The organism is Pseudomonas sp. K5002 (genome assembly GCF_013386655.1).
Classification (GTDB): Bacteria; Pseudomonadota; Gammaproteobacteria; order Pseudomonadales; family Pseudomonadaceae; genus Aquipseudomonas.
Genome location: NZ_JACARK010000103.1, coordinates 1 through 5,086, shown reverse-complemented (window position 1 = coordinate 5,086; position 5,086 = coordinate 1). Strand labels below are relative to the sequence as shown.

Below are 5,086 nucleotides of genomic sequence, written 5' to 3'. Positions count from 1 at the left end.
TGTTCTGGCTGGCGCGCACCTTGCCGCTGCTGCCGAGCCAGAACTCCGGTTCGCTGCGCAGCTTGCCGCTGTTGTTCAAGCGCCCGGCGCTGGTGGCGTTGTATGTGCTGACGGCGATGGTGGTGACGGCGCAGTTCACTGCCTACAGTTATGTTGAGCCGTTTGTTGAAGGTGTTGCCGGTATGAGTGGCAATACGGTGACCCTGATCCTGCTGGTGTTTGGCGGCGCGGGAATTATTGGTTCGTTGTTGTTCAGCCTGGTGCATCGCTTTAGCCCCCATCGTTTCCTGATCAGCGCGGTGACCATACTGGCGCTGTGCCTGGCGTTGTTGCTGCCGTTGAGTGGCGAGGTGTCGTACCTGGTGACCCTGAGTGTGTTCTGGGGCATGGCCATCATGGGTTTTGGCCTGGCGTTGCAATCGAAGGTGCTGGTGCTGGCGCCGGATGCCACGGATGTGGCGATGGCGATGTTTTCCGGGATCTACAACATCGGTATTGGCGGTGGGGCGTTGATGGGCAGTTGGGTGGGCAGCCACTTTGGTTTTGCCTGGATCGGCGCGGCGGGCGGGTTGTTGGCAGCGGTGGCGTTGATTGGGTATTGCCTGGCGATTTATCGGTTTGGGCAGGGTGTGGCGCGTAGCCCTCTGTAGGAGGTAATTTTCATGGCAGTTCGTTTGATTAAACCGGCGGTATTCGCAGTGCTCGCCGGGTTTTCCGTGTTGTGGCTCAGCCCTGTGAGCCTGGCGGCCAGTTTTGACTGTGACCGGGCGAAGGCGCCTGACGAGAAAACCATCTGTGCCACGCGTTCGCTTAATGATCAGGACGTGACGATGGCGCTGCTTTATGACCTGAACCGGCACTTCATGGCTATGGGCGGACGTGGTTCGTTGATGGATGATCAGGCTGTGTGGCTCAAGCAACGGCATACGTGCGGCGCCCAAGTCAGTTGCCTGAGCAAAGCCTATACGCAGCGGATTGCGATGTTGCGTAGCTTCATTGATGAGCGGGTGATGACGAAAGGGCCGTTCTGAATAACGGGCATAAACGTACAACGCCGGCTAAAGTCAGTTTTCTCAACAGAGTCTGAAAGCACATCAACACACCGCAGCAGGTTTGCCATGGACGAAAAACCAGACGCGTTACACATAGCGGAAATTCCCTACGAGACCGGTGAGGTTCGATTCAGGTATTCGCGTTACCTGTCCGAGGACGGCACGCAATGGATTCGACATGGGCTTTTTCGCGCCTACCACCCAAACGGCAACCTGGCTTCCGAGGGGAATTACGTGGATGGCGCCGAACACGGCGACTGGCGGGACTACCACGACAATGGACAGGTGGCGGCGCAGGGCGTTTATGAGCGTGGCCAGGAAGTTGGGCTGTGGTCGTTATGGGATGCAGATGGATCTCTGGAGGAGTCCTCATGACCACTGAGCTTGCAGCGTCGCTGCACGAAGAGATCCAGTCGTTATGCAGTGCAGGTGATCAATTGGCCGATGACGGCCGTTATGAAGAGGCCATCGAGCAATACAACAAGGCCTGGATCTTGATCCCCGAGCCGAAAAATGATTGGGAAGCCTCCACCTGGGTATTGGCTGCCATCGCTGATGCATGCTTTTTATCCGGATTCAAAGGCTCAGCCCGGGATGCCTTGGACTATGCGATGACCTGTCCGGGCGGTCTCGGAAATCCGTTTTTACATCTGCGCCTGGGGCAGGTTTTGCTGGATCAAGGCCACGATGATCAGGCCGCCGATGAATTGATGCGGGCATACATGGGCGCAGGGGCCGAGATCTTTGACAACGAGGATGGGCGCTATCTGCGCTTTCTTGGCACGCGGGCAAATCTCTAGACGCGAGGGCGGGTGTTGATGTCCACGTTGGCAATGATCCGGCAGCAATGTTTGCTTTTGAATGGCGCGCGCGCCGTTGAGCCTGGGTTTCTTGATGAGGTGCAGAGCCACCTTGGCCTGGAGCTTGCGGATGATTTTCGTGAGGCTGCCGAGTTCTTCGATGGCTCTGGAATCTACGTTTTGCCCTTGCACGCAATAGGGTGGGCGCCTGCGCCGAATGTCCTGGACGAAACCAGAAGTCTTCGAGAGCGTGCCGGGCTTGCGCGGCAGTTTTTGGTATTAGCCCAGCCGCCGGCCAGTTTGATCGTGATGGATTGCTCGGGCGGAGGCGGTCGGGTGATTTGGTGTGATGACGTGGATGTGTGCCGCCTGGGTAGGGAGGCCTTGTTGACTGCGCCGGATTCATGGCCGACGTATACCGCGTTTCTTGAATACCTGATCAGTGAAGAGCAGCAAGATCGTGTTGATCTGCCCGACGATAAAGCTTGATGCTACGAGCCTGGCTGAAGTCCGGCGAGAGGGTGACGCGGAGCGTCACGGTATGCATTCCCACGCAGAGCGTGGGAACGATCAAATGCTCAAAATTTGTTATGGGCTGTCCCAACCATAGTGAAAAATTGTTGGCTCACGACATTCTCCCTAATATCAGAATGCTTGATCCTACAGATCTTGTAATAATTTTAGATTGTAGGAAATTCCCGTTTCGCCTGTACGATTCAAGTCCTTTTCCCACAACAGGACCTACATGAACACCCTCTCGGAGCCTCCCAGTCGTCTTTCCCCAAGACATTCACTGCCGCCGTTCTCGCTGATCGCCTGCCTCCAGGCCAGGCATCCCGTCTTCCGATTGCCTACCCTTACCCGGTCCCTCGACCGTGCGTTGCCGTGCCCGGCATTCTGAAAAACTTGAAGAGATACTGAAAAATGGAATGGTTAGCGGATCCAACGGCCTGGCTCGGCCTGTTGACTTTGATTGTGCTGGAGCTGGTGCTGGGCATCGACAACCTGGTGTTTATCGCGATCCTGGCGGACAAGCTGCCGCCGGAGCAGCGTGACCGTGCGCGTCTGATCGGTTTGTCCCTGGCGTTGCTGATGCGTCTGGGCCTGTTGGCAAGTATTTCCTGGTTGGTGACCCTGACCCAACCGCTGTTCGAGGTGTTCGACAAGAGTTTCTCGGGCCGTGACTTGATCATGCTGTTTGGTGGTGTGTTCCTGTTGTTCAAGGCCACCATGGAATTGCATGAGCGGCTTGAGGGGCATGTGGCTCAGCGCACTGGCAACGTGGCCTATGCGATGTTCTGGCCGATCGTTGCGCAGATTGTGGTGCTGGATGCGGTGTTCTCCCTCGATGCGGTGATTACTGCCGTGGGCATGGTGGATGAGCTGGCGGTGATGATGATCGCAGTGATCATTTCCATCGGCCTGATGATCGTTGCCAGCAAGCCGCTGACCCGTTTCGTCAACGCCCACCCGACGGTGATCATGCTGTGCCTGGGCTTCCTGATGATGATCGGTTTTGCCCTGACGGCCGAAGGCCTGGGCTTCCACATTCCCAAAGGCTATCTGTACGCGGCCATCGGCTTCTCGATCCTGATCGAGCTGTTCAACCAGATCGCCCGGTCGCGCCGCAAGAAGTCGGCCCAGGGCACGCTGCCGAGACGTGAGCGCACGGCCCATGCGGTAATGCGTTTGCTCGGCGGGCGTAATCTGGCAGTGGAGGAGGTAGGTGAAGAGGTCGCCGACCTGCTGGACAACCCCGATGCCAACGGCGGGCCGCTGTTCGATCGGCGCGAGCGGGTGATGATCAGTGGCGTGCTGCAACTGGCTGAACGCCCGATCCGTACGCTGATGACGCCTCGGGCGAAGGTGGACTCTATAGATCTGTCGGACGATCCCGACACTATCCGCCTGAAACTGATGCATTCGTCTTACTCACGTCTGCCCTTGATCCGCGACGGTAATGTCGACGAGCCATTGGGCTTTGTGCACAAGAAGGAGTTGCTCAAGGAATACCTGGCCGGTAACGAGCCGAACCTGGAGCACCTGGCGCGCCGGGCGGTCAACTTGCTGGAGAGTTTTTCGATTCTCAATGCCTTGGAGCAGATGCGTCAGGAGTCGACTCACATTGCCTTCGTGATCAACGAATTCGGCGACTTTATCGGGGTGTTGAGCATGACCGACATCCTCGAGTCCATCGCCGGTGAGTTGCCGGATGCGAGTGAGGTCGAAGGCCCGGATATCGTCGAGGAGGAGGGTGGTTTTCGCGTCAATGGCGCCTTGAACCTCAACCTGATCCGCCAGCGCACCGGCTTCAAGGCTGTGGCGACGGAGGATTACCAGACCCTGGCCGGGCTGGTGATGAGCCTGCTGGATCGACTGCCGGTGGTCGGTGACAGCCTGGAACATGAAGGCTGGCGCCTGACCGTGGCGGCGGTGGAGGAGCGGCGGGTCACGCAGATGTTGCTGGCCCCTCTTTAACGGGTGAATTTCATTCGACGCTGGGCTGGCCTTTGGATAGCATCGCCGCTCACTGAACCGTTAAGGAAGGGTTACCCGAATGACTTTGGACGTGCTTAAGATTTCTGCATTCTGTGACGGCAACCAGGGCGGTAACCCTGCAGGTGTTTGGATCGGTGACAGCCTGCCGGAAGCTGTAGAAATGCAGCGTATCGCCCACGAAGTCGGGTTTTCGGAAACCGTATTTGCCTGCCCGCAGGATGACGGCTGGCGCGTGCGGTACTTCGCGCCGGAGTCCGAAGTTGCGTTTTGCGGGCACGCCACCATCGCCCTCGGTGCGGCCTTGAGCCTGGCGCTGGGCGATGGCGAATTCCACCTGACCTTGAACAACGGCGATATTTCCGTCAGCGGCCGCAGCGAAGGCGACCTGATCGAGGCCGCGCTGCAATCCCCGCCAACCCGCAGCGCACCGGCCAACGATGCCCTGGTAGACGCGGGCCTGACCTTGTTCGGTTACACCCGCAATGACCTGGACCCGAGCATTCCGCCAGCGATCATCCATGCCGGCATTTCCCACCTGGTGCTGGCGCTCGCCAGCCGCGCCAAACTCAGCCAGATGCACTATGAACTGGAAGCCGGTCGCCGCTACATGACCGACGCCGGGCTGGGTACCGTGGTGCTGGTGTTTGCCGAAAGCCCGACACTGTTCCACACCCGCAACCCGTTTGCGGTGGGCGGCGTGTACGAAGACCCGGCCACGGGTGCCGCGACCGCTGC

General features: G+C 58.5%; 6 protein-coding genes and 1 pseudogene. All 7 read left to right on the top strand.

Annotated elements, in window-relative coordinates:
* Nucleotides 1-650, top strand: a pseudogene (locus tag HX846_RS06435) (sugar transporter); the annotation flags it as partial.
* Nucleotides 651-662: 12 nt separating this feature from the next.
* Nucleotides 663-1,031 (top strand): lysozyme inhibitor LprI family protein, encoded by a 369-nt coding sequence (locus tag HX846_RS06430; RefSeq protein WP_102605896.1) that lies wholly within the window; start codon nt 663-665, stop codon nt 1,029-1,031.
* Between the two features lie 192 nt (nt 1,032-1,223).
* Nucleotides 1,224-1,427: a toxin-antitoxin system YwqK family antitoxin gene (locus HX846_RS06425; protein ID WP_371858896.1), complete on the top strand. Its 204-nt coding sequence runs from the start codon at nt 1,224-1,226 to the stop codon at nt 1,425-1,427.
* Nucleotides 1,424-1,852 (top strand): hypothetical protein, encoded by a 429-nt coding sequence (locus HX846_RS06420; RefSeq protein WP_087694196.1) that lies wholly within the window; start codon nt 1,424-1,426, stop codon nt 1,850-1,852. Before HX846_RS06425 ends, HX846_RS06420 begins: the two co-directional genes overlap by 4 nt.
* An 18-nt stretch (nt 1,853-1,870) precedes the next feature.
* Complete coding sequence (locus tag HX846_RS06415) at nt 1,871-2,341, top strand: hypothetical protein (RefSeq protein ID WP_087694195.1); 471 nt, start codon at nt 1,871-1,873, stop codon at nt 2,339-2,341.
* Nucleotides 2,342-2,776: 435 nt separating this feature from the next.
* Nucleotides 2,777-4,330, top strand: coding sequence for a TerC family protein (locus HX846_RS06410; RefSeq protein WP_178965154.1), 1,554 nt, complete (start codon nt 2,777-2,779; stop codon nt 4,328-4,330).
* A 79-nt stretch (nt 4,331-4,409) separates the two neighbouring features.
* A partial coding sequence (locus HX846_RS06405; protein ID WP_178965153.1) for a PhzF family phenazine biosynthesis protein occupies nt 4,410-5,086 on the top strand: 677 nt, incomplete at its 3' end.